The sequence below is a fragment of the Phytohabitans maris genome (genome assembly GCF_031085175.1).
In the GTDB taxonomy this organism is placed as follows: Bacteria; Actinomycetota; Actinomycetes; order Mycobacteriales; family Micromonosporaceae; genus Phytohabitans; species Phytohabitans maris.
The window spans coordinates 40,849-61,427 of record NZ_JAVHUY010000013.1 but is presented as its reverse complement, the minus strand read 5'-3'; the positions used below and the strand labels follow the sequence as shown (position 1 = coordinate 61,427).

The following is a 20,579-nucleotide window of genomic DNA, read 5'->3' as shown; positions in this document are numbered from 1 at the left end:
CGTGGGGCGTTCTGTATTGATTACGGGAGGCAATCGGGGGATAGGGCTGGCGATAGCGCGGCGGCTTGCCGACGGCGGCGACAGCGTCACCGTAACCTCCCGGTCGGGTGAACCAGTCAAGGGTCTGTCCGTGGCGCAGTGCGACGTGCGGGACACGGCCTCGGTGGAGGCCGCGTTCAAGGCCGTGGAAAGTGAGCAGGGACCGGTCGAGGTGCTGGTTGCCAATGCCGGAATCACGTCGGATCAGCTAATCGCCCTCCTGAAGGAGGAGGCGTTCACGGACGTGGTCGATACGAACCTGACGGGCGCATATCGGGTTGCGAAGCGCGCCGTCCGGGGCATGATGAAATTGCGTCGGGGAAAGATTATCTTCATTTCGTCGATCGTGGGACTGTATGGGTGGGCGGGTCAGGCCAACTACGCCGCGTCGAAGGCGGGGCTAGTAGGGCTCGCCAGGTCGCTCGCGCGTGAGCTCGGCCCGATGGGGATCACCTCCAACGTGGTCGCACCGGGGCTGGTCGACACCGATATGGCCGCCGGGCTTTCGGAGGAGCGTAAGGCCGCGATACTCGGGGCGGTGCCGCTCGGCAGGATCGCGGACGCTGATGAGGTCGCGGGGGTGGTGGCCTTCCTCGCTGGACCGGACGCCGCCTATGTCACCGGCGCCGTGGTCCCCATTGACGGGGGCTTGGGCATGGGCCACTGATTTAACCAACCTTGAGGATGGACTGATGGATTTTGATCAGGTGACGTCCCTCGTAGCAGGCGTCCATTATATGAACCCGGAAAGAGGGCGAGAGATCTATGAATTCGTCCGTGAGACGAAGTGCACGTCCGTCCTGGAGCTCGGCTTCGCGCACGGGGTGTCTTCGTGCTATATCGGCGCCGCGCTGAAGGCCAACGGCGCGGGCGCGCTCACGACGATAGATCGGGATGCCGCACGGGAGCTGGACCCGAACATCGAGACGATGCTCAAGGTGACCGATTTGCAGGGCTGGGTGCGGCCGATCTACACGCCGATCTGTTACACCTGGGAACTCAAGCGCATGATCGAGCGGACGCCGGTCGGTCAGTGGGCGTTCGACTTCGCGTTCATCGATGGCGCGCACAGTTGGTTGCGTGACGGCTTCGCGTTTTTCCTCGTCGATCGGTTGCTCAAACCGGGTGGCTGGGTGCTCTTTGACGATCTCGCCTGGACCTTCGGCCGGAGCCAAGTTCTCAGTCAAACCGAAATGGTGCGCGCCATGCCCGCTGAGGAGCGTGAAACGCCACAGATAGGAAAGGTGTACGAGCTACTGGTCCGCCGGCACCCGTCCTACACGGATTTTCGGGATGATGGCTGGTGGGGCTGGGCGCGGAAGAATCAAAATGAAGGAGCCCGACAATGAAGGTCATCACGATTGCAACCGATCTCGACCACCCCTTCCTGAGGCGGATGCTTATTCCGTCCTGCGCGACCGTTGGGCTCGACCTGGTCATTCTGCACCCGAGCAAACCCGGGTTTCGGCTTTGCGACAAGCGGATGATCCTGACGGAATACCTCGCCCGGCCCGCCGTCCGTGATGACCTGGTGCTGTTCACCGACGCATACGACACCCTTTTCCTTCGTGGAGAACCGTATATCCGCGAGGCGTACGCGGCTTTTCCGCACAGCGTGGTGTTCAGCGGTGAACTGAACAGCTGGCCGCTCGGCGCGATAGGCTTCCTCCTACAACAGAGTCCGCCTACCCGTCCGTATCCCTACCTCAACAGCGGTGGCTTCATCGGACCCCCATCCGAGCTCCTCGCGCTCTGCGCGAAGTATCCCACCCCCCCGAGCGACCAATTCCCGCTCTTGGCGCAACTGCGCCAACACGATTACGAGCCGGACGAGCTGTTCGGCCCCAGTGATCAGTACTACTGGACGCTGGTCCGCCTCCTTGAAGCCGAGACGATCGGAGTCGACTACTGCGCCACCCTCTTCGAGTACCTCGGGCCACAGTATGTCGACGTGTGGAATCCTCAGAAGGTGCTCAGAATGGCCGACTTCCGCGATCGCGGCCGAGACTCGCCCAGCTATGGGCAAGAGCGGGCGAGGCTGCTCCAGCGGCTGCACTCTCCAAGCACGGCCGCCCAGGTCCACTTCGCCAGCCCGATCACCAAGGAAGTGGCCCTGGACCTGCTCGACGAAGGCATGCTTCCCGCCTGGCTGGGCAAATTCGGCGAACGCGCGGGAGTCGGCGACGCACATTCCCATGTGGAGCGGATCGACTTCTGATGAGTGTTGACGCGCTTGGGCAACACATGTACGATCGTCGTTGTCGATAACCATGTGACGACGACACCGAATCGCTGATGCGGCCCAGCGATTTTTGCGGGTCGGTTTGTTATTGACCATCGAGGAGTATCCTGGGATGACATCGCACATCGCCACGCTTACACCGCAGATGCTCCACTACACAGAGCAGTTGTATGAGAATGGTAAATTGCGCTGGCTGCCGTACGTGATGTATTTCCATCCGGCACACCACCGCTCCACGGTTGCCAACACCGACCGGCTGGGCTTCCGTGTCTCCCGCAATGGCTCCGATCAGGCCTCGGTCGCCGGCCCATGGCAGGGCGATCCCGTGAATGTGCTCGTCGGCGGCTCCGCAACGTTCGGTGTCGGCGCCACGACGGACGCCGGGACAGTCTCCTCCCACCTGTGGTCCACATACGCCACGGCACATGCATGGGTCAACTTCGGCGGGCGCGCCCACAATTCGGCCCAGGAGCTGATCAACTTTCTGTTGCACCGGCATCTGTTGCCCGAGATCCGGCACATCGTGCTCTTCTCCGGTCTCAACAATCTTAGCCTAGCGCGGCTGCCAGCGCAGATCCGCGGCGAGCATGGCGCCTTCTACAACTGCTCCGAGTTCAATGACATCATGTACGAAGTAAACCGGCCGCCTCGACCGTACGCACTGTCGCAACTCCTACGCCGGGAGCGAAGCGGACCCGCGACGAGAAACGATTTGCCGCCGCCGCCTCCCGCCGCCGAGCAGGTCGAGATCGCAGCCCATCTGACCCTCCGGCACCTTGGCGGCTGGCGCCTGCTCGCCGACTCGCTGGGCGCGACCCTGTCATTCGCACTACAACCACTTGCCACCTGGGTCCGGGATCGCCCAGCCCCGACAGAACAGCTCCTGTTCGCCGAGCTGGACGAGTTGTTCAGCTTCAGTCAGGCGTATGGCGACATAACCCCGCCGGAGGTGGGCCGAAACTACGCGACTGCGTTGCGAGCCGGGTGCGAAAAGCTAGGCGTACCCTTCGTGGAGCTCAGTCCCCTCCTCGCAGAGACCGTCGCGCCTGACGACTGGATCTTCGTCGACCGCGCCCATATGACGGATCGGGGATACGACGCCGTCGCCTCCCTGATCGCCCGCCAGCTCGATCTGCGTTAACGGGTGCTAAACCCCAGGCCCAACAGAGAGGAAGGGCGATGCCTTGGCTCGTCTACGGTACCTCCTCGACTGGCTGTTTAGGCGCAAACGCAAACGCGGCAGGCGTCGCCCGGACGATGACCAATCCATTTACCCGATGTTCTGAACGGATTCCTCGGCGAGGCCGCAATGTCTGATCTCGTCCTCGGGCTGTCCGCCTACTACCACGACAGCGCGGCGACTCTGCTGGCTGACGGCGTCCCGATCGCCGCGGCCCAGGAGGAGCGCTTCAGCCGACGCCGGCATGACCCGGCTTTCCCGGCCCACGCCATCCGCTACTGTCTCGGCGAGGCGGGAGCGACGCTGTCAGATGTCTCCACTGTGGCCTTCTACGAGGACTCGGCGCTGAAGTTCCGGCGAGTGCTGGCCACCTACGTGGGTGCGGCACCCCGGGCCTTCCGGGTATTCCGCGATACGCTGCCGCCCTGGCTGTCCTGGAAGCTCGCCATGTCCCGAGATATCCGCCGCCGCCTCGCCGGGCTGCGTTTGGGCGATCCTCCGCAGATCGTCACCCGCCGGCACCACGAATCGCATGCCGCTTCGGCGTTCTTTCCGAGCCCGTACGAGTCCGCCGCAGTGCTGTCGATCGACGGCGTCGGCGAGTGGGCCACGACGACGGTGTGGCACGGCGTGGGCAATCGGCTCAGCCAGCTCGCCGAGCTGCGTTTCCCGCACTCGCTGGGCCTGCTGTACTCGGCGTTCACCTACTTCTGTGGGTTCAAGGTCGACTCGGGCGAGTACAAGCTGATGGGGCTGGCGCCGTACGGCACGCCAAGGTATGCGAGTCTCATCCGGGAGAGACTGATCGACATAAAGCCGGACGGATCATTCCGGCTCAACCTGCGCTGGTTCGAGTTCCTGCGTGGTCAGGTGATGACCGGTCGCGGCTTCGAGCAGCTCTTCGGCGGAGCGCGCCGCACCCCCGAAGCGCCACTCACCGAGCGCGAGTTCGACCTGGCCGCATCGGTGCAACAGGTCACAGAGCAGGTGGTGCTTCGGCTGGCGCGCACCGCGCGTCGGCTGACCGGTGAGCGCCGGCTGTGCCTGGCCGGCGGGGTCGCCCTTAACTGCGTGGCGAACGGCAGGTTGGTCGAGGAGGGTAACCTCGACGAAGCCTGGATCCAACCTGCGGCCGGTGACGCCGGCGGCTCCTTGGGCGCGGCCCTCACCGTCGCCATGGCCCGTGGCGCACGCCGGGCACAGGTCGGCACCGGCAGGGATGCGATGTCCGGGGCGCTGCTGGGACCGGCCTATGACGACGCGGAGATCCGGGCCAGCCTCGACCGCCGGGGGGCTGTGTACCAGACACTGGACCAGGCGACACTGATCGACGAAGTTGTCGCCGCGCTCGCCGCGGGCAAAGTGGTGGGATGGTTCCAGGGGCGGATGGAGTTCGGACCGCGCGCGCTCGGCGCACGCTCGATCCTCGGCGACCCGCGAGATCCGACCATGCAGTCCACGATGAACCTTAAGATCAAGTTCCGCGAGTCGTTCCGGCCTTTCGCACCATCGGTGCTCGCCGAGGACGCCAAGGACAACTTCGACCTGACTCAGGACAGCCGATACATGCTCCTGGTCGCGAAGGTATCCGCAGCACGGCGGTTGTACACAGAGTCCACGAACCGCGCCACCGGACTTGAGCTGCTTCGGATCCCGCGTTCCACCATCCCCGCGGTGACCCATGTGGACTTCTCCGCCCGAGTCCAAACCGTCCACGCCGAGGACAACCCCTTGTATCACCGGCTGTTGACCGCATTCAAGGCTGCGACCGGGTGCTCGGTCCTGGTGAACACATCGTTCAATGTCCGTGGCGAACCCATCGTCTGCACCCCTGACGACGCGTATACCTGCTTCATGCGTACCAAGATTGACCTGCTCGCGCTCGGTAACCATCTGCTGGAGAAGACGTCGCAACCTCCGTGGCAGGACGACGCCTGGCGCGCGCGGATCCCAATGGACTAGCGGCCGTTGGCCGGCCACCCGACCACACCGGAAGGCGCCTCATGCGTACCGCGCTACTCGCCCTGGCGTACTACCTCTTGGTCACACCGGTGGGCCTGGTGAGCCGGATCGTCCACGACCCGCTTCGGCGTGGCTGGAATCCGCGCGCGTCAACGTACATGATCTACCTCGCCGACCCATCGGAGCGCCAAGGCTCAACGCCCAGTCGGGACTTGGGAGAGGCTGCTCGCACCACACCCTGAGCCCAGCAGCGCGGCTGCACCGACGCCCACGTGATCGTCGCTGATGTGCTCGCGGCCTATGGGAACTCGTGGAGCGTTGCCGGCCGCGCTGCATGTCCGCTCGCAAATGCGCGCGGCGAGCATCGGTCGATGCCCCTCTCCCCTGCCTCGGCGAACTCGCTTGCCGACAGGCGTACCATCGCGCGATGCGAGCGGGATCGTTTAACGTCAGTCGGGTCTGCGACTGCGCGGCGTCATGGGTGTCGCCTGCCACGAGCATGGAACCACCCGGTTGCCAGTGATGGGACCGCCTGCGGCGTGTCGCCGCTGGGGTTGATCGCTGCCGTTTTCCGATCTTTCCAGGTCTTTCAGGCATGGGGTCGGACCGATGGCGCCTGCTCACCGATCCGGCTACCCTGCCGCAGGATGTCCTTGATTGGCTGCGCCACTACCTGCTGCACAGCGTAGGACCGCCGTATCCGGAATGGGCGGCCAGCCGCTGACCATTCATTCGTGTCCGAATAGTTTCCACCCGAGCCGGATCGGCTTGCGCCGCTAACCGCCTCGTAGACCGGCACGGCGGGCCGCAGGCCGGGCCCGCATCCAGTCACTAATCATCGTCGCTAGCGCGGCGACCGCTTGCTCGTGCTGCTCCGGCGTCATGGGTACCACCTCCGGCTCGGTCAACGCCGGCCGTAACGCACGACGGCTCGGCGCGCGCCGAACCGCTGACGTTCGCCCGTCGGCTTCCGGCTTGCCGGGTGTCGCTGCCGTCGGTTGACGCCAGTTCTGCTCCACTCCCACAAGTCGTATAACGCGCGTTCGGGACTCTCGGGCACTGCGTGTGCGGCCGGGACGTCGATATCTAGCCACCGTCGCACGCTGCGCTCGGGGAGGCAGCGCACAGGGCAGGCGAGAACGCTCCTGCCTGGTGAGTGACTCGTGGCAGTCGACGGAGCTACCAGCCCGCCGTCGCTGAGCCGAAGCCGCAGGGGCGGTGGGCCGGGTTGGCCCCGATCACCCGAAGGGTGATCGACCATGCCAACCACATCAGGTTTTGCCAAGCGCACTGCGAGTAGAGGCCACGTTCGGGTCGCGATCTACACTCGCCGGTCAACGGACGAGGAGAACCAGCCGTTCACCGTCAAGGTGCAGGAGTCGAAGCTCGACTCGTATGTCGCGTCGCAGGACGGCTGGGCGATCGTCGCGCGATACTCCGACGACGTCTCCGGCGCGAAGATCGACCGTCGTGGTCTCGGCTTGGCCCTGGCTGCGGCACGCGCCGGCGAGTTCGACGTCCTGCTGGTGTACCGGGTCGACAGGTTCAGCCGACGCATCTGCGACTTGGTCATGCTGCTTGACGAGCTCGACGCCAGCGGGGTGGTGTTCCGCTCGGCCACCGAGCCGTTCGACACTGCCGCGCCCGTCGGGCGGATGCTCGTGCACATGCTGGGGGTGTTCGCCGAGTTCGAACGCGACGTGATCATCGACCGGGTGGTCAGCGGCATGGAGAAGAAAGCGTCCAAAGGTCAATGGACGCTCGGTATCCCGCCCTACGGCTACGCGGTCGATCCCGCCACGGGGCACCTGCGCCCGGTTCCGGAGGAAAGCCCCGTGATGAGTGTGATCTTCGAGCTGTACACCGGGCGCGGGATGGGCACCCGGGCCGTCGCGAACGAACTCACCCAGCGCGGCTACCGCCGTCGCAGCGGCCGGCGCTGGAGCTTCAAGACCGTCACCGACACCCTGCGCAACCCCGCCTACATCGGAACCGTCGCCTTCCGCGACGTGCGGGTCGACGATGCCCACCCGGCGATCATCGACCCCAAGACGTTCGCGCGGGCCGGCACGCTCCTCACCGAACGCGGCGCCAACCGCGCCAAGGCCGCCAGCCTCGCCTCTGACTACCATCTCACCGGAAAGATCATCTGCCCGCGGTGCAGACAGGCTTACCTGGGTACCGCGGCCACCGGACGCAACCGGGCCTACCGCTACTACACCTGCCACACACGTAACCGGTTCGGCAGCGCGCAGTGCGACGCGCCCCGGATCGACGCCGACTCTTTCGACGACCACGTCCTGGCAGCCCTGTGCGACTTCTACCGGACGCGAACAGACCTCATCACCGACGCGATCGCCTCGGGGCGGGACGCATACCGCGCGACCAGGCACGCGGTTGAGGCCGAACTTCGCGCCGTCAGCAGCTCGATAGCCCAGAAGGAGATCGCGGTCGACCGGCACTTCGCCGACTACGAAGCCGGCAAGATCGACAAAACCGTCCTTGAATCCCGTCTCGAGAAGCTCGGGCGTGAACTGCGGGACCTTTCCCGTCATCGCGACGAGCTGCGTCTGCGACTCGACGACGAGTCGCAGAATCTCGCCGACCTCGATCTCGAGGCACTGCGCAACGGCATCGACGAGGTCATCGCCAGCGGCACCACCGCCGCACGCAGATCCCTGTGCGAAGCAGCGATCCACCAACTCCGACTGAATGTCTCCGCCCGTACGGCCCACCCCCGTCTTCCGAGCGAACACCGCAGCCATCGGCGACACGTTCGCTGCCTTCCGCCAAGCCGAGTAGCCGCAGCTCAACAGGCGTTCACAAGTGGAAAATAGGTGGGCCGCCGGGGACTCGAACCGATGGCCGCGAACCAAGATCAATGATCCGCCCCGAAAATTCCGGACAAACGTTTAGTGGTCGAAATTACGCCGCAAGCTGCCCGTTCAGGTACTCGTTGTAGACCTCGTTGGGAGTCTTGTAGCCGAGACCCGAGTGGAGACGTTGGGAATTGTATCGGACTTCTATGTATCGTGCAACATCTTCCATGGCGCGTTTCCGGGTCGGTACTGCGTGCGGTTCACCCGCTCGTTCTTGAGCGCCGCGAAGAACGACTCGGCCATCGCGTTGTCGTAGCAGGTTCCGGTGCGCCCGACGGATTGCCGGATCCCGTGCCTGCGGAGGACCTTTCCGAATTCGGCGGACGTGTAGTTGCTACCGCGGTCGGAGTGGAATATCGCGCCTTCCTTGATCTCGTGATTACGGACGGCCATGCAGATCGCGGCGCTGATCAGCGGAGTTCTGTAGTTGTCGGACATCGCCCAGCCGATCACCGCTTTCGTGTAGCAGTCGATGACGGTGGCGAGGAATACCCAGCCTCCCAGGTCGGAATGTACGTGATATCACCGACCATCCTCTCGCCGGGCGCGGAGGCGGTGAAGTCCCGGTGCAGCAGATCCGGGATCGGCCCGGCCGCTGGGTCCTGGTCGGTCAGGCTGTGCCGCCAGGGCCGCGGCTGGCACGGCACCAGGCCCAGCTCGCCCACCAGGGCACGGACCAGCTCCAGGGAGCAGGGGTGAGCGGATCGCAGCAGCGCGGCGTGGATCCGCCGGTAGCCGTACGTCTCGTCCGACAGCTCGAAAACCTCCACGATCAGCTGTTTCAGTTTCTCCCGGCGTGCCGCAGTCGCCGATTGCGGCCGACGCCGCCACTCGTAGTATCCAGAACTGGAAACCCCCAACCACTTACACATTTGCACGACGGTGTACCTGGGCCGGCCGCCCGGCCCAACGATGCGTTTCTCCGCGTCGATCAGCTCGTACCGAGCTTCTACCGATACTCGCTGGCGAAGAACGCCGCGGCTTTTCCCAGGAACTCACGCTCAAGCTTGAGCTCCCGGTTCTCCTTCTCCAACTCCCGCAGCCGGGCCCGCTCGGAAATCGTCAACGGCGGCTCCTCACCGGCGTGCGCCTGCCGGTACGCATTCACCCAGTTACGCAACGTCTGCTCGTTCACACCGATCTCCCGCGCCGTCGACGGAATCGCCCGAGACTCCTCGACCACCATCCGGGCAATCTGTTCCTTGTACTCCGGCGTGAACGACCTACGCTGCCTCGCCATCACCATTCCCCTTTACCTCCAGAAGAGAAAACGATCTTAGAACGTGTTTGAGAAGTTGGTCGGTGGCCGGCGTGGCGGCGTGATCGCTGCGGTCGCTGGCGTGATGGTGTGGCGGTGTCTCGTAACCGCCGCTACCCATCGGACCTGACCGACGCGCAGTGGGTGTTGATCGAGCCGCTGTTACCGGCGCCGAGGCGGGGTGGGCGGCCGGAGAAGCATCCGCGTCGGGCCATTGTGGACGCGATCTTGTATGTGGTGCGCACGGGCTGCTCGTGGCGGCAGTTGCCGGTGGACTTTCCGCCGTGGCAGACCGTGTACTGGTATTTCGTGCGCTGGGAGGAGCAGCGGGTCACCGACCAGATCATGGACCAGCTGCGCAAACAGGTGCGTGCGGCGCAGGGTCGCGGCGAGCAGCCGTCGGCGGGGATTATCGACTCCCAGTCGGTCAAGGGTGCCGACACGGTCGGCCGCCAAACGCGTGGCTATGACGCCGGGAATTATCCGGGGCTGGATGTTATGGCGGGCCGGGCGGATTTGGGCTGGTCAGCGATGGTCGGATGGCCTGGTAGCCGGGGATAGTTACAGGTTCTCCAGGAAGGTGAGCAGGGCGTCGCGGGGACGGTAGCGGTGGGCGCCGACGTTTGGGGGTGCGGTGCGGGCCAGGGCTTTCTCTTTGGTGGCTAGGTCGGCGTGCATGTAGACGTCGGTGGCCTTGGTGCTGGTGTGGCCGAGCCAGAGCGCGATGGTGGAGGTGTCGACGCCGGCGTGCAGCAGCGCCATCGCGGCGGTGTGTCGGAGCGTGTGTGGGGTGACGTTCTTGGACGCCAGGGTCGGGCAGCTGCGGACGGCGATGGAAAGGTGTTTGTCCAGCAGGTCGGCGACAGCGTCGCGGCTGAGATGTCCGCCGGCGCGGCTGGGGAACAGTGGGTCGGCCGGGGTGGCGTGGCGGTCGGTGATCCAGCGTTGGAGCAGGCGGGCGGTGGGCCGGGTGAGTGGGGTGGCGCGCTGTTTGCGGCCTTTGCCGGTGCAGCGTAGGTGGGCTCCGGTTCCGAGCTCGGCGTCGGCGCAGGTCAGCGAGGTCAGTTCGGAGACCCGGAGCCCGGTCTGCGTGGCGACAAGCAGCAGCAGGTGGTCGCGACGGCCCAGCGGGGTGGACTGGTCTGGTGCGGCCAGCAGCGCGTCGGTCTCGGTGCGGGTCAGGAAGCATACGTCGGTGACGTCGCGGCGTTTGGACGGAATGGCCAGGACGCGCTGGATGAGCAGGGCGTGCTCGGGGCAACGCAGCGCGGCGTAGTTGAACAGGGAGTGGATCGCGGCCAGTCGGGCGTTGCGGGTGGCGATGCTGTTGCTGCGGTTGGTCTCCAGGTGGTCCAAGAACCCGCCGACGAAGTCGGCGTCGATGTCGGCCAGGTCCAGGGCGGCGGGCCGTCGGCCGAGTTCGGCTTGGGCGTGGTGCAGTAGCAGGCGGAACGTGTCCCGGTAGGCGGCGACGGTGTGTTGGCTGGCGCGGCGGTCGGTGAGCCGGTCGGTGAATGTCGGCGCTCACGTAATTCCCCACCTGTAGCGGTCTGACGCTCACGTAATTCCGTGAGCGACGACAGTGAAGAACTGTTGCATGATCGGGGCCAGGCTGGTCACTTCGGCTCCTGCCAGGACGCTTCCAGACGCCGTGCTGCCTCGGTCATCAGCTGTGGGCAGGCGTGCAGATACCAGTAGGTCGTGGCTGGGCTGATGTGGCCGAGATAGGTGGACAGGGTTGGCAGCAGGTGCGCGACGTCGGCGCCGGCGGCGTACCAAGCCGCCATGGTGGTCACCGCGAAGGTATGTCGCAGGTCGTAGAGCCGTGGCGAGGCGGCCTGGGCCGGGACGGTGATCGCCGCGGTCTTCACCACGCGGGCGAAGGCCTTGCTGGCGCTGGTGTGGTTCAGGCGGGTGCCGTAGCTGGAGACGAAGAACGCTGGCGTGGACGGGCACGGAAACAGCCGGTCGCGCCGCGTCTGGTAGGCCGTGAGGTGTTCAACCGTGGTGGTGTGCAGCGGGACCATGCGGGACTTGCCGAACTTGCTGTCCCGGATCAACAGGACGGCGCGGCCCAAGTCCACGTCGTCGCGGTCCAGGCCCATCGCCTCCCCGGTGCGGATGCCGGTGGCGGCCATCAAGCCGATGAACGCCTCGGTGGTGGCGGCGCGCAGCGGGTTCGCGAAGCACCGGGCCGCCTGCAGCAGTGCGGTGATCTGCTCGGGCGAATACAGATAAGGCTGGATGCGGTCCGCGGTGCGTGGTAGCAGGTCCGTCGGCGGGATCTCGGTGCGCTCATCGAACGCGGCCTGGAACCGGGCGAACTGGCGGACCACCGTCAGCCGTGCCGCCCACCAGGAGGTATCCGCCCCGGCCGGAGCCGTAGCCCACTCGACCGCCATGGCGACCGTGATGTGATCGCGTCCGAGGGCGTCGCAGAAGGCGACGAACTGGCCGAGCATCCGGCCTTCGATTGTCAGTTTGTAGCCCAGGCCGCGTCGGACTGCCAGGTAGCGGTCGGCGGCCTCACGCAACGCGGTCATCGCCGGCCCCCATCGGCCAGGGCTGCACCACCGTCGCCAGCGCCGGCAGGTCGACCTTCGCATAGATCGCCGAGCTCGCGTGGTCGTTGTGCCGCAGCAGTTCGGCGACCTCGGCCAGCGATCCGCCGCCGGACAGTACCCGGCAGGCGACCCGGTGCCGCAGCCGGTGCGCCCCGACGACAGGGATGCCCGCCCGCGCTGAGGCGCAACGCGGCACCATCACGATCGACTGCCGTTTCATAGGCGCGTCCGGGCCGATTGTGCGCACGAACACCTCCCGCAACGCCGAGGCCCTGCGGCCATGTCGCAGCCAGTCGGCCAGCGCCGCGCCGACGTCGCAGGGAAGCGGCATCCGGTCGATGCGTCCGCCCTTGCCCCGGACCGTCAGCTGCCCAGCACGCCAGTCGATGTCTTCCAGGCGCAGCCGCGCGATTTCCACCGCCCGCATTCCCAGCCGGGCCATCAGCAGCAGGACCGCGAAGTCTCGCCGCCCGACCGCAGTGCTGCGATCGCAGGAGCCCAGCAGCGCGGTCGCCGCCTCATCGTCCACGCCGCGCGGGATCCCGCTCAACTGCCAGCCGGCCACCGACGGCACCATCGGCGACAGGTCACGGTCGAGGTCGCCGCAGACGAACAGGAACCGCAGCAGCGACCGCAGGCCCGACGTCAGCCTCTTCATCGAGCTGACCGCGTATAGCGACGACATGTCCAACACGAACGCCGTGACCGCCTCCGGGCCGATCCGGTCCAACTCCAGCCGCCCGCCGCCGACCTGAGCAATGAGGAACCGGGCAGCCCAGTGCAGGCGCATCTCCACCGTCTGCTCGGCGAGCCGCCGCTCGCGCTGGAGCCAGCGACGATACCGCCCCAGCACCGCATCAACCGGACCCGCAGGACGCCGCGCCTCGGCCGGGATGACCCCGACCCCACGCAGGTACTCCAGCATCGGCCTCAGCGAACCGGCGGTCCGCCACCGCCGATACCCGCGAGCCCGACGCGCCGCGGCGAACGCCGCGATCTTCTTGCCGCCCAACTCCGCCGGACCCAGGCCCTCCCGCCCCAGCCAGCCACTCAGATGCGCCAGCACATAGGCGTGGTCCTGCGCCGTCCGCGCCGTGAAACCCTGACGGATCAACTCTTCCCGGAACGGATGCACCAATTCCGCCAACGGCCCCGACGGCCGCAGCGGATATCGAGCGTCCACCACCACACCACCTCCTCAACGACTTCGCGAAGGAGATGCCACATGCCGGCAGTTATGCCGCCAGATCACCCAACCGTGTCACCGAAGACCAGCCCAGATTCGCCCCGCCCGCCATAACATCCAGCCCCGGATAATTGCCGTTATGACGGCGCCGTCATAACGGCAAGAAGGTGAACGGCCGTAAGCGGTTCATCGTCACCGACACGTTGGGGCTGCTGATCGTGGTGATGGTGTGCGCGGCCAGCGTGCAGGACCGTGACGGAGCCAAGCGAGCCCTGCTCGGGATGTACTTCGCCGGCCCGGTGCGGTTCGTGTTCGCCGACGGCGGCTTCGCCGGCCAGCTCGTCGGCTGGGCCACCCGGATCCTGGCCACCACAATCGAGATCGTGCGCAAACCCAAAGAGCAGAAGGGCTTCGCGGTCATCCCTCGACGGTGGGCGGTGGAACGCACCTTGGCTTGGCTGACTGCGCACCGCCGGCTGGCCCGTGACTACGAACGTGACCCGGCCTACTCCGAGGCCATGATCCGCTGGGCGGCCATCAACGGCATGGTCCGGCGGCTGGCCCGCGGTCGTCCTGCCACCCGCCAAGCCCGCCGCACCTTCGAATGGTCATCGTAGGGTTGTTCTCAACGCGTTTTCGTATCAGGAGTCGATGATGGCGCCCCGACGGTGGACGAAAGAACGGACTCTCGCCGAGCTTGTGTCCCGGTGCGATCTACCGTCCTCCGGAACCATCCACAAGTCCAACAAGCAGACCGCGCTGGTCTACACCGATTCGGGGCTGCACAGACAACTGTTGGTCTATCCAGACCGGCAACCAGGACTGCTCAGGTGGCAGGTCGACGTCAAGGTCCCGGACCTGGGTCGGCCCGGAACAGCCGACTTCGCTACCCGCTACACCCTTCCCCGAGAACCGGTGATCCGAGATGGCCGCCTCACCCAGCGCTACGACAGCGGATACGACTGGCCCATCGGCGACGGCCCCGTGGATCAGCGACTGATCGACGACGTCCGTCGTTTCGCCGCTTCCATGCTGTGGTTCCTCAAAGACCGACAGGAACTGGGCAGACTCTTGCTGGCCGGCAACGGCAACTCGGGTACGTGGGAGAACAACGGCATTACGGCCAGCCCGTGGTCCGGCGCTCCAGCCGGCCTGGTACAGGCGCTGATCCTTGCACGGGTCACCGGCGACACGGAACTCGAAGCCCTCGCCTACGACAAGCCTGAGCGCGAACGCGACCACATCGTCATTGGCTTCGGCGGTACCTTCCCCCAAGCAGTCGGATACTGGGCCGAACAGATTGTCCCGCACTCGCCCGTAGACATCTCCGACCTGCTCGGACCCGGACGCCCCGCCCGGCGCAAACGGTGAGGCCCCCGGACACCAAACCGCTGGACGAGCGTCAGGAAGAACCTCATCCATACAGGCCACAGACATACAAATTGCACACTCCACGCGGCGCCTCTCGATCGAGCACCGCTTGCCCACCCACTTCTCAAACACGTTCTTAGTTGGTTCTCTCTCCGGAAGATCCAGGGCGGCTCACAAGGCGCCCGTGGTGGCTGCCAGTTGGGTGGGCGGGGCCGCCTCAGGTAGGTGGTGCGTCGCTGCCAGTTGGGTCCGTTGGGTCGGTTGGCCTGTCGGGCAGGCAGCCGTCTGATCTGGGCTTTCATCCCCAGTTGGGTGCCAGTTGGGTCGCCGCGCGGCCCGAAGCGCTACATAGGCCCAGTCAGTGGGCCATGGGTTGGCGTGGACACACCCAACATGGGCGGCGAGCCGCACATCGCCTCGACGCCCCCACCCGGTCATGACGCTGACGTCGGCCCTGGGCGTGACGACGATCGGCCGGGGTCCGGTGGCGCGGACCCCATCGCCGATGTCCACGGCGCGGTGACGGTCGTCGCGCCGACCGACCCGCCGGCCATCACGCCTGTGGCAGCCGCAGCCCTTCTGCGGATCTTGCTCGCCGCTGCACGCTCTCGCGGCCTTGGAGTACTCAGCGACACCACATCACCAACTCCATCGGAGGAACAGCAATGAACTTCGCCTTCTACGGACAAGCAGTCACCACGGACCGCCAGCAGGCTCGCACCATCCAGGCCCGGCAAGTCGCGGACGCCACCGCGCGCGTCGCGTCCCTCGGCGGACACATCGTCCGCGAGTTCTTCGACATCTACCCCGATCGTCATCGGGCGTGGCGGCACCGCCGGCAGGCGGCGCGACTGTTGGCCGCATTCACGGACCCGGGGCGCGGCTTCGACGCCGTCGTCGTCAGCGACACGCGAAGCGCGTTCAGTCCCTATCAGTACGACCTGGTCCTGTCGCTGTGCACCCGGCACGGCGTCCAGCTGTGGTTGCCGGAGATCGACGGACCCGTCGCCTCAAACAACGCCGGACACGACAGGATCATGATGGAGCTGTTCTGGCGGACGGTTCCTCCACCGCTACTCGGGCCCGCAGCCGAGACCGCCGTGGCCGCGGCGAGGACCGCCGAGCTGTCGTCCTGGATCGACGACGTGCACATCCTGCACGAGCAGCCGTTTCCACGAGCCGGACGGGCGGGTCCGGCAAGGGCTGTGCGAAGACGGCGAGTCGCCGTATCCTCCCGCGGCCGAACTCCCGCCTCCGCATCGGCCAGACATCGAGGACGAAATATGAAGTTCGCCTTCTACGGTCGTGTATCGACCGAGGACCAGCAAGACCCGGAAGCGTCACGGGCCTGGCAGCTATCCCGATCCCGGGCCTTGATCGAACCGGCCGGCGGCCAGATTGTCGCCGAGTTCTTCGACATCGGCCTGTCCCGCTCGCTGCCCTGGAAACGCCGACCCCAGGCTGCCCGCCTCCTAGCCGCGCTGCGTGACCCGAACCGGGGCTTTGAGGCCGTCGTGATCGGCGAACCGCAGCGCGCTTTCTACGGCAACCAGTTCGGGCTCACGTTCCCGCTTTCGAGCACTACGGCGTCGCACTTTGGGCGCCGGAGGTCGGTGGCGCCATCGACCCCGGCAGCGACGCCCATGACCTAGTCATGGCGTTGTACGGCGGCATGAGCAAGGGCGAACGCAACCGCATCAAGATCCGCGTCCGCTCGGCGATGGCCGCCCAAGCCGCCACCGATGGGCGCTACCTCGGCGGCCGGCCACCATACGGTTACCGACTTGCCGACGCTGGGCCGCACCCTAACCCGACCAAGGCCCTCGACGGCCGGCGGCTGCACAAGCTCGAACCCGACCCCGTCACCTCGCTCGTGGTCAAGCGGATCTACCGCGACTACTTGGCCGGCCGCGGCCTGTTCGCCATCGCCGAGGCCCTCACCGCCGACGGCATCCTCAGCCCATCCGCCCAGGACCGCGCCCGCAACCCGCACCGCACCACCATCGCTTGGTCCAAGACCGCCGTCCGAGTCATCCTGACCAACCCCCGCTACACGGGGCGGCAGGTCTGGAACAGGCAGCGCAAGGACGAGGTCCTCATCGACGTCGACGACGTGGCCCTCGGCCACGAGACCAAAATGCGCTGGAACAATCCCGAGTCCTGGATCTGGTCCGCGCAGGTCGTGCACGAGCCCTTGGTCAGCGACGACGACTTCCGCAAGGTGCAGGCGCAACTCGCTGGCAGGCGCCACCGGCAGGCTGCGGTCACGACCATCAAGCGCACTCGCCACCCCTACCAACTGCGCGGGCTGCTGTTCTGCGGCCTCTGCCACCGCCGCATGCAAGGCAGCTGGAACAACGACAAACCCCACTACCGCTGCGTCTATCCCACTGAGTACGGGCTGGCCAACCACACCGAACACCCGCGCAGCGTGTACGTGCGCGAGGAACTCATCGTGCCGACGCTCGACCGCTGGCTGCTGCGCGCCTTCTCCCCAGCCGCACTCCCTGACACCATCCAGGCCCTCGCCGACGCCCAGAACGAAGATCACGACGAGGATGCACTCGCGCGTGTCACCGAGGCCAAGCGGATCATCGCTGACTGCGACCAGCGCCTGGCCCGCTACCGCGCGGCCCTCGAAGCCGGCACGGACCCTGCCCTCATCACCCGCTGGACCGCCGACGTCAACACCACCCGCGTCGCCGCCCAAGCCCAACTCCGCACCGCCACCGGCGGCAAACCCGCACGCATAACCCCAGACGAGATCCGTACCCTCGTCACGGCACTCGGCTCGATCCTCGACGTCCTCCGCCACGCCGACCCAGCCGACAAAGCCAAGATCTACAGCGAGGTAGGGCTCCGACTGACCTACCAGCCCGGCCAAAACAAATTGATCGCCGAGGCGAAGCCACCGGCGATCATGTACGAAGGTTCGTGTCCGAGGAGCGTGTTTGCCACCCGGTACCCGGCCCGATTGGGCAAAGCCCGCGCGACGGGAAGCCTTCGGCACCCTTTGTCATCAATCCGACCCTCGCCCCATGGCCCAGCCGGCTGACCAGCGGCTACCCACCCGCCGTCGTACCCCGAATGGGTGACCTGCCCGGGGCGACGTGGGCAGCCGCCGGCGACCGGTCGCTGCTACCCTGCGTGGTACGTCCACCCTGGACAGTGATCAACTTTGGCGGTCGGGAAGGGCGGCAGGATGGGTGTGGAGTTGATCGTGGCGGCGTTGGCGGCCGGCGCTACCACCGGAGTGTCCGGTGCCGCGACGCAGGCGATCACTGACACGTATGGGCTGCTCAAACAGTTGATCAAGCGCCGGTTCGCTGGGCGGGACACGGCGCGGGAGGCGTTGGAGGCGGAGGAGACCGAGCCGGGGGTGTGGCAGACCCGGATTGGTGACGACCTGCGTACCAGCGGCGCGGCCGAGGATGAGCAGATCCTGACCGTTGCCCGCGAGTTGCTGGCGTTGGCTAACCCGAAGGCGGCGGCGACGTTCAACATCAGCGGCACGGTGCACGGCGCGGTCGGCGAGTTTTATGCGCCGGTCTCGTTCGACCAACGCACCCAGGCGCCGCTCCCCCCGACGCCGCCGGCAGCCGACTAGCGGTCACGGCTGCCGGAACCCCCAACCCCTGGCCGGAACTCGGCCAAGTGACAGGGCCAGTCGGCAATTTCCACGCACCCGTCAACGTCAACGTCGGTGGCAGTGGCCGGACAGGGGTGGCATTGCCGCACCGGGTTGGGGCGCTACCCCGGCCGGCAGCCACGTCCCGCCGATGGACTGTTGGCCGCGGCGGTCGGTGGTGGGGGCACGACGGTGGTGTGTCAGGTGTTGGCCGGTATGGGTGGGGTTGGCAAAACCCAGTTGGCCGCGAACCTGGCCGCCCAGTTGTGGGCGACCGGGCAGCTCGACCTGTTGGTGTGGGTCTCGGCCAGCAGCCGCGCCACCGTCCTTGACACCTACTTGCGGGCCGCCGTCGATCTGACCGGTGTTGACGGCATGGACCCGCAGCACGCCGCCGAACGGTTCCTGGCCTGGCTGGCCACCACCGACCGGCGGTGGCTGATCGTACTGGACGACATCACCCACCCGAAGGATCTGGCCGGGCTGTGGCCGCCGGACACCGCCACCACCCGCCGCCGCGACACCGCCCTGCTAGCTGGTCGCCAGCCGATCGACGTGGGTGTGTTCACCCCCCGAGGAAGCGCACGCCTACCTGGCCGGGAAACTCGGCGACACCGCACAGCGTCTCGACCAAGCCGCCGAACTGGCCGCCGACCTCGGCCACCTACCAATCGCTTTGGCGCAGGCCGCCACCTACATCCTGGACCGGAACCTGACCTGCGCCACCTACCGCACCCGACTCCACCAACGCCGCCTGGACCGGCTCCACCCCGACACCCTGCCCGACGAACAACAACAAGCCGTCACCGAAACCTGGGCACTGTCCATCACCCAAGCCGACGCCGACACTGACCAGCTGGCCACCCAGGTGCTGCGGCTGGCCGCGCTGCTGGACGCCAACGGCATCCCCGCCGACCTGTTCACCACCACCGCCGCCCTCACCCACTACCGGCAGACCCTCGACCGGGACGTCGACAGCGACGACGCCGCCGACGCCACCCGAGCCCTCTACCGGCTCGGTCTGGCAGACACCGTCAGCGATCCCGACACTGACCTGACTCTCGTACGAGTACATGCACTGGTCCAACGCGTCGTCGCCGAAGCCACCCCCCACGGGCAGCAGCGCGGCCTGGCTCACACCGCCGCCGACGCACTGATACAGCTGTGGCCCTACATCGAACGCGACAGCCACGCCGCCCGGCTCGGGCAACTGCTACGCACCAACACCACCACCTTGACCGCCGCCGCGGGCGAGCACCTCTGGCACACCCGCGACGGTGAACCCGACGCCCACCCGCTGCTCTTTCTCGCGGGCCGGAGTCTGGGTGAGATCGGGCTGGTCGCCGCCGCCCGCGACCACTTCCAACGCCTGCTCGCCACCGCCCTACAGACCCTCGGCCCAGACCACCCCGACACGTTGACCACCCGCCACAACCTCGCCTCCTGGCGGGGGCAGGCTGGGGACGCGGCCGGTGCCGCCCGGGCGTTCGAGGAGCTGCTCGCCGACGTCCTGCGGGGGCTCGGCCCGGACCACCCGAACACGCTGACCACCCGCCACAACCTCGCCTCCTGGCGGGGGCAGGCCGGGGACGCAACCGGTGCCGCCCAGGCGTTCGAGGAGCTGCTCCCCGACGTCCTGCGGGGGCTCGGCCCGGACCACCCGAACACGCTGACCACCCGCCACAACCTCGCCTCCTGGCGGGGGCAGGCCGGGGACGCAACCGGTGCCGCCCAGGCGTTCGAGGAGCTGCTCCCCGACGTCCTGCGGGGGCTCGGCCCGGACCACCCGAACACGCTGACCACCCGCCACAACCTCGCCTCCTGGCGGGGGCAGGCCGGGGACGCAACCGGTGCCGCCCAGGCGTTCGAGGAGCTGCTCCCCGACCGGCTGCGGGTGCTCGGCCCGGACCACCCGAACACGCTGACCACCCGCCACAACCTCGCCTACTGGCGGGGGCAAGTTGACTCAGAAGCACGAGGAACCGAGGCGACCTGAAGCAGACCCGCGGTCTCCCACAGATCGCAGTGCCGAATACGTACCGAAGCTCCATCGTCCCTACCTAAATGGTAGGCTGTTCTTGCTGGTCAGAGCCGTGTGGCAGCGACGACAGAGCCGAGCACTCCGGAGGCGATGGTCCGCCTTGCGCTGGGCCTCCCGAGAGGATCGGGCGCTTTGGGCCGCCGTGGGCCCGTAGGCCTAACCAGTGTTCTGATCAGCGCAGACAGGCCGCCCTTGAGGACCTGGCCATGCTCTCGCAGCAGCGTGACGA

14 protein-coding genes and 5 pseudogenes are annotated in these 20,579 nt (G+C 66.8%); 14 read left to right on the top strand and 5 right to left on the bottom strand.

Annotated elements, in window-relative coordinates; all coding sequences use genetic code 11:
- Position 1 precedes the first annotated feature (1 nt).
- The 6 genes from fabG (at position 2) to RB614_RS15605 (ending at position 8,260) form a co-directional block, all read left to right on the top strand.
- Complete coding sequence (gene fabG, locus RB614_RS15630; RefSeq protein WP_308713345.1) at positions 2-706, top strand: 3-oxoacyl-ACP reductase FabG; 705 nt, start codon at positions 2-4, stop codon at positions 704-706.
- 25 nt (positions 707-731) lie between these two features.
- Positions 732-1,388: a class I SAM-dependent methyltransferase gene (locus tag RB614_RS15625; protein WP_308713212.1), complete on the top strand. Its 657-nt coding sequence runs from the start codon at positions 732-734 to the stop codon at positions 1,386-1,388.
- On the top strand, positions 1,385-2,257 hold the full coding sequence (locus tag RB614_RS15620) for a glycosyltransferase domain-containing protein (RefSeq protein WP_308713211.1): 873 nt from the start codon (positions 1,385-1,387) through the stop codon (positions 2,255-2,257). The genes RB614_RS15625 and RB614_RS15620 overlap by 4 nt, the downstream gene beginning before the upstream one ends.
- 136 nt (positions 2,258-2,393) lie before the next feature.
- Positions 2,394-3,422, top strand: a complete 1,029-nt coding sequence (locus RB614_RS15615; RefSeq protein ID WP_308713210.1) for an SGNH/GDSL hydrolase family protein — start codon at positions 2,394-2,396, stop codon at positions 3,420-3,422.
- A gap of 168 nt (positions 3,423-3,590) precedes the next feature.
- Complete coding sequence (locus tag RB614_RS15610; protein ID WP_308713209.1) at positions 3,591-5,423, top strand: carbamoyltransferase family protein; 1,833 nt, start codon at positions 3,591-3,593, stop codon at positions 5,421-5,423.
- A gap of 1,259 nt (positions 5,424-6,682) precedes the next feature.
- The gene (locus RB614_RS15605) at positions 6,683-8,260 is read left to right on the top strand and encodes a recombinase family protein (protein WP_308713208.1); all 1,578 of its coding nucleotides are present in this window, start codon (positions 6,683-6,685) and stop codon (positions 8,258-8,260) included.
- A gap of 88 nt (positions 8,261-8,348) precedes the next feature.
- Here the strand turns inward: RB614_RS15605 and RB614_RS15600 are convergent.
- A pseudogene (locus tag RB614_RS15600) lies at positions 8,349-9,542 on the bottom strand (IS3 family transposase).
- Between the two features lie 114 nt (positions 9,543-9,656).
- Between RB614_RS15600 and RB614_RS15595 the strand changes: the two are divergent.
- Positions 9,657-10,037, top strand: a pseudogene (locus RB614_RS15595) (IS5 family transposase); the annotation flags it as partial.
- An 84-nt stretch (positions 10,038-10,121) separates the two neighbouring features.
- Here RB614_RS15595 and RB614_RS15590 read toward each other — a convergent pair.
- The 4 genes and pseudogenes from RB614_RS15590 to RB614_RS15575 all read right to left on the bottom strand — a co-directional run bounded on the left by RB614_RS15590 (position 10,122) and on the right by RB614_RS15575 (position 13,313).
- Entirely contained in the window at positions 10,122-10,799 is a 678-nt protein-coding gene (locus RB614_RS15590; RefSeq protein WP_346434201.1) for a tyrosine-type recombinase/integrase, read from the bottom strand.
- A 39-nt stretch (positions 10,800-10,838) separates the two neighbouring features.
- Positions 10,839-11,063, bottom strand: a pseudogene (locus RB614_RS15585) (site-specific integrase); the annotation flags it as partial.
- A 113-nt stretch (positions 11,064-11,176) separates the two neighbouring features.
- Positions 11,177-12,103 (bottom strand): tyrosine-type recombinase/integrase, encoded by a 927-nt coding sequence (locus RB614_RS15580; protein ID WP_308713207.1) that lies wholly within the window; start codon positions 12,101-12,103, stop codon positions 11,177-11,179.
- Positions 12,087-13,313: a tyrosine-type recombinase/integrase gene (locus RB614_RS15575; protein WP_308713206.1), complete on the bottom strand. Its 1,227-nt coding sequence runs from the start codon at positions 13,311-13,313 to the stop codon at positions 12,087-12,089. The genes RB614_RS15580 and RB614_RS15575 overlap by 17 nt, the downstream gene beginning before the upstream one ends.
- A gap of 155 nt (positions 13,314-13,468) precedes the next feature.
- Between RB614_RS15575 and RB614_RS15570 the strand changes: the two are divergent.
- From RB614_RS15570 to RB614_RS15540, 7 genes and pseudogenes are all read left to right on the top strand, one after another.
- Positions 13,469-13,927, top strand: a pseudogene (locus RB614_RS15570) (transposase); the annotation flags it as partial.
- Positions 13,928-13,964: 37 nt separating this feature from the next.
- Positions 13,965-14,681 (top strand): hypothetical protein, encoded by a 717-nt coding sequence (locus RB614_RS15565; RefSeq protein WP_308713205.1) that lies wholly within the window; start codon positions 13,965-13,967, stop codon positions 14,679-14,681.
- Positions 14,682-15,346: 665 nt separating this feature from the next.
- Complete coding sequence (locus tag RB614_RS15560; protein WP_308713204.1) at positions 15,347-16,333, top strand: recombinase family protein; 987 nt, start codon at positions 15,347-15,349, stop codon at positions 16,331-16,333.
- 2 nt (positions 16,334-16,335) lie between these two features.
- Positions 16,336-17,736, top strand: coding sequence for a recombinase family protein (locus RB614_RS15555; RefSeq protein ID WP_308713203.1), 1,401 nt, complete (start codon positions 16,336-16,338; stop codon positions 17,734-17,736).
- A gap of 153 nt (positions 17,737-17,889) precedes the next feature.
- Positions 17,890-18,288, top strand: a complete 399-nt coding sequence (locus RB614_RS15550; RefSeq protein ID WP_308713202.1) for a hypothetical protein — start codon at positions 17,890-17,892, stop codon at positions 18,286-18,288.
- 237 nt (positions 18,289-18,525) lie between these two features.
- Positions 18,526-18,726, top strand: a pseudogene (locus RB614_RS15545) (tetratricopeptide repeat protein); the annotation flags it as partial.
- 142 nt (positions 18,727-18,868) lie between these two features.
- Positions 18,869-20,305, top strand: coding sequence for a tetratricopeptide repeat protein (locus RB614_RS15540; protein ID WP_308713201.1), 1,437 nt, complete (start codon positions 18,869-18,871; stop codon positions 20,303-20,305).
- Positions 20,306-20,579 lie beyond the last annotated feature (274 nt).